This window comes from Synechococcus sp. R55.2, assembly GCF_047462075.1.
Classification (GTDB): Bacteria; Cyanobacteriota; Cyanobacteriia; order Thermostichales; family Thermostichaceae; genus Thermostichus.
On the sequence record NZ_JANSIH010000319.1, the window covers coordinates 1 to 3,922 of the forward strand.

The 3,922-nt window shown below is 59.1% G+C and carries 2 protein-coding genes and 1 pseudogene; all 3 read left to right on the top strand.

Annotated elements, in window-relative coordinates; all coding sequences use genetic code 11:
• Positions 1-321: 321 nt before the first annotated feature.
• Positions 322-2,820 carry a DUF3656 domain-containing U32 family peptidase gene (locus NW838_RS10165; protein ID WP_414427977.1) on the top strand — a complete coding sequence of 833 codons (2,499 nt, stop codon included), beginning with the start codon at positions 322-324 and terminating at the stop codon, positions 2,818-2,820.
• A gap of 164 nt (positions 2,821-2,984) precedes the next feature.
• Complete coding sequence (ilvN, locus tag NW838_RS10170; RefSeq protein ID WP_011432604.1) at positions 2,985-3,509, top strand: acetolactate synthase small subunit; 525 nt, start codon at positions 2,985-2,987, stop codon at positions 3,507-3,509.
• A gap of 74 nt (positions 3,510-3,583) precedes the next feature.
• A pseudogene (locus tag NW838_RS10175) lies at positions 3,584-3,922 on the top strand (hypothetical protein); the annotation flags it as partial.

The following is a 3,922-nucleotide window of genomic DNA, read 5'->3' on the forward strand; positions in this document are numbered from 1 at the left end:
TCAGATGTGTATATGTGTCAGTCTTTGGTCAAAGGCAGCAGCTTTCATTTCACTTTGCCTGTATATCGGCTCTGCAAGCGCTAGCCGAGAGCTGGCTCCCCAGTGGTGCAAGCCCTCAGAGACTGACGGTTTTCCAGCATCAAGGAGTTGCCAACAGCCGGCAGAATAGGCACGTACGGAGTCCTGGGTTTACTGCTCGCGCTGCGCGACGCTTCCGCGTTGGAGCGGTTCCGTCTTTCAGGTCTTTTGCGTTTGAATGGGTTAAGGATCCCTTGGCTTCTTCCTCTTCATCTTCATTCATCTACAGTAAAGTGCTTCTCGATGAGTGCTTCTGGGATGAGCCCCGTAGAGACGAGTCGTTGTGCCGCTGAGCTGCCCCTACTGCTGGCTCCGGCAGGGGATTGGGAGTGTGCCAAGGCGGCGGTGGAAAACGGGGCCGATGCCATCTATTTTGGGCTGGAGCGCTTCAACGCCCGGATGCGTGCCCGCAATTTTACGGAAGCGGATTTGCCGGAACTGATGGCCTGGCTGCACCGGCGGGGGGTACGGGGCTATGTTACTTTAAATACCCTGGTTTTTCCAAGGGAGCTGACGGAAGCCGAGGGATACCTCCGCTCGATGATCGCGGCGGGGGTGGATGCGGTGATTGTGCAGGATATCGGCATAGCCCGCCTGATCCGGCATCTTTCTCCCGACTTTCCCATCCACGCTTCTACGCAAATGACCATTACCAGCGGAGTGGGAGCGGAGTTTGCCGCCGAGCTGGGCTGTGAGGTGGTGGTGCTGGCGCGGGAATGTTCCCTGCGGGAAATCGCCCAGATCCGGGCCTATCTGGAAGAGAAGGGATCCCCTCTATCTCTGGAGGTCTTCGTGCATGGGGCGTTGTGTGTGGCCTACTCGGGGCAATGTCTGACCAGCGAGGCGCTGGGGGGGCGTTCGGCCAACCGAGGCGAATGTGCTCAAGCCTGCCGCATGCCCTATGAGCTGGTGGTAGATGGGATCCGCCGCGACTTAGGCGAAAAGCGGTATCTGCTCAGCCCTCAAGATTTGGCCGGGCTGGAGGTGCTGCCGGAGCTGGTGAAGCTGGGAATCCGCTGTCTGAAAATTGAGGGCCGACTGAAATCCCCAGAATATGTAGCCAATGTAACGCGGGTGTATCGGCAGGCGTTGGATGCGCTGGGAGCGGGGCAGCCGTGGCAGCCTTCGCAGCAGGAACGCTACGAGCTGGAGATGAGCTTTTCTCGCGGGCTTTATACGGGCTGGCTGCGGGGCATCAACAACCAGGAGCTGGTGCACGCGCGGTTTGGCAAGAAACGGGGGGTTTACCTGGGGCAGGTGGTGGGGATCCAACAGGATCAGGTGGTGATCCGGCTGGAGGCACCCCTCAAAGCCGGGGATGGCGTGGTGTTTGACCAGGGGCAGCCGGAGTTGCCGGAGCAGGGGGGGCGAGTTTACCGGGTGCAAGAGAAGCAGGGGCTGGCCTGGCTCAGCTTCGGAGAGGGGGTCATTGATCTCAAACGTCTGCGGGTGGGGGATCGCCTCTGGAAGACCAGCGACCCGGAACTGGAAAAGCGCCTGCGCCAAAGCTACGCCGGGGATCACCCCCGCTTTCAGCGGCCTGTCCACATGGAGGTTCACGGCCAAGTGGGATCCCCGCTGACGCTGATCCTGCGGGATGAGCAAGGCCATACGGTGCAGGTGGATTCGCCGCTGCCCCTGGAAGCTGCCCACCGCCAACCCCTCACCACCGAAAAACTGCGACAGCAACTGGGCCGTTTGGGCTCCACTCCCTTCAAGTTGGGATCCCTGCACAATGCCTTGCAGGGGGAGGTAATGCTGCCGGTGAGCCTGCTCAACCAGATGCGCCGACAAGCGGTGGAACGCCTACAAGCTCTGCGAGCTCAGCCCCCGCGCTGGCAACTCAATCCCGAAGCTCGCTGGCAAGATCTGGTGCCTTCTCAGGAGGAGCCCGAAAGGGGATCCCCGCAGTTGGTGGTGTTGGTGCGGGATCCGGCGCAACTGCCGGCGGCGATAGCCAGCGGTATTAGGCAGATCTATCTGGAGTTTGAGGATCCCCGCCGCTATCGGGAGGTGATCCGCACAACCAAAGCCGCCCATCCCGAGGTGGAACTGTGGGTCGCTCCGCCCCGCATCACCAAGCCGGGAGAAACCTGGATCCTAAAGCAAGTGTTGGCCGCTGGGGCCGATGGCTACTTGGTGAGAAATTACGATCATCTCCGTTTCTTTGCCGGGCAGCGCTGCATTGGGGATTTTTCCTTGAATGTGGCCAATCCCATCACAGCCTACTATCTCAAAACCCGTTACAACCTGGAGCGCCTGACGGCTTCCTATGACCTCAACCATGAGCAACTGGGATCCCTGCTGCAAGCCGGCCCCGCCCATAGGTATGAGGTTACCCTTCATCAACATATGCCCCTGTTCCACATGGAGCACTGCGTCTTTTGCGCCTTTTTATCCAGCGGAACGGATTACACCAATTGTGGTCGCCCATGTGAAAAACACGAGGTGAAGCTGAGGGACAGGGCCAATGTCGAGCACATTTTGAAGGCCGATGCCGGCTGTCGGAATACCCTCTACAACGGCAAGGCCCAAACGGGGGCAGAATATGTGCCGAAATTATTGGCCTTGGGCCTGCGCTATCTGCGCATCGAATTTTTGCATGAATCCCCCGCCGAGATCCAACAAACCCTGCACCGCTATCAGCAACTCCTACAAGGTCAACTCAGCGGATCCCAACTGTGGCAGGAGCTGAAGCTACACAGCCAATTGGGGGTTACGCGCGGGTCTTTGGAGAGTTAACGGCTGCGCTGTCTTTCTCTAGGGCGCCGGCTCTGCAGCTGTGCTCCGACCGGAGCAATGCGAAAAACATTCCGGCAAAGTTGGCGTAAAATTTCCTCAGGGTATTGTTATTCCCAGGTGCTTCCCCAACCTCTTCTCAGCTTTTTCTCTATCCTCTGGTTGCCGTGAAACACACCCTCAGCGCCCTCGTGCAGGATCAGCCTGGCGTTTTAACCCGCATTGCGGGGATGTTTGCCCGTCGCGGCTTTAACATCGACAGCCTCACCGTTGGCCCCACCGAACGACCGGGGATCTCTCGCATCACCATGGTGGTGCAGGGAGATGAACACGATGTGGAGCAGATGACGAAGCAGCTCTACAAGCTCATCGACGTGCTGAAAGTTACCGATATCACCCATGTTCCCTGCGTGGAACGGGAGCTGATGCTGGTCAAGGTCAATGCCAGCCCCGATACCCGCTCCGCCATTATGGATGTGGCCCAAATGTTTCGCGCCCGGATTGTGGATGTGGCGGAGGAGTCTTTGACTCTCGAGGTAACCGGGGATCCCGGCAAAATGGTGGCCATCATCAAGATGTTGACCAGCTTTGGCATCCGTGAGATCGCCCGTACCGGCCTGGTGGCTCTCACCCGCGAGTCCGGCGTGAATACGGAATACCTGAAGCAACACCCCACCTTAGTTACCGTCTGATGGCCTCAGGGGAAGCGATGCCAAAACTGGGGTGGAGTTGTAGGGGATCGGTTCTGCGGGGCACGATTAGCCTTGTGGCTATTGTGCTGGTGGGGCTGCTGGCCGGCTGCGGCCCTAGACCGCCAAAGCCGATTGTGCAGCAGGCCCTTGCCTATCAGATCGCTCATGTGTCCGGGCCGGTGGGATCCTTGGTGGGCAGTGACCAGCTAGCAGCCCGCCTGCAATTGCAGGATGTGAAAATCCGCCAGGATCGCCGTGAACCCTTGCTGTTGGCCTCAGGAGAAACCCTGGAAGGCCATCACCTCAGCGGCACCTACACCCTAATCGTGCATCCGCCGGGATCCCGCCGCCCCTATCGCCGCAAAGGGGATCCCTTCCAGATCACCCTGTCTCACCAAAAGCCACGAACTACT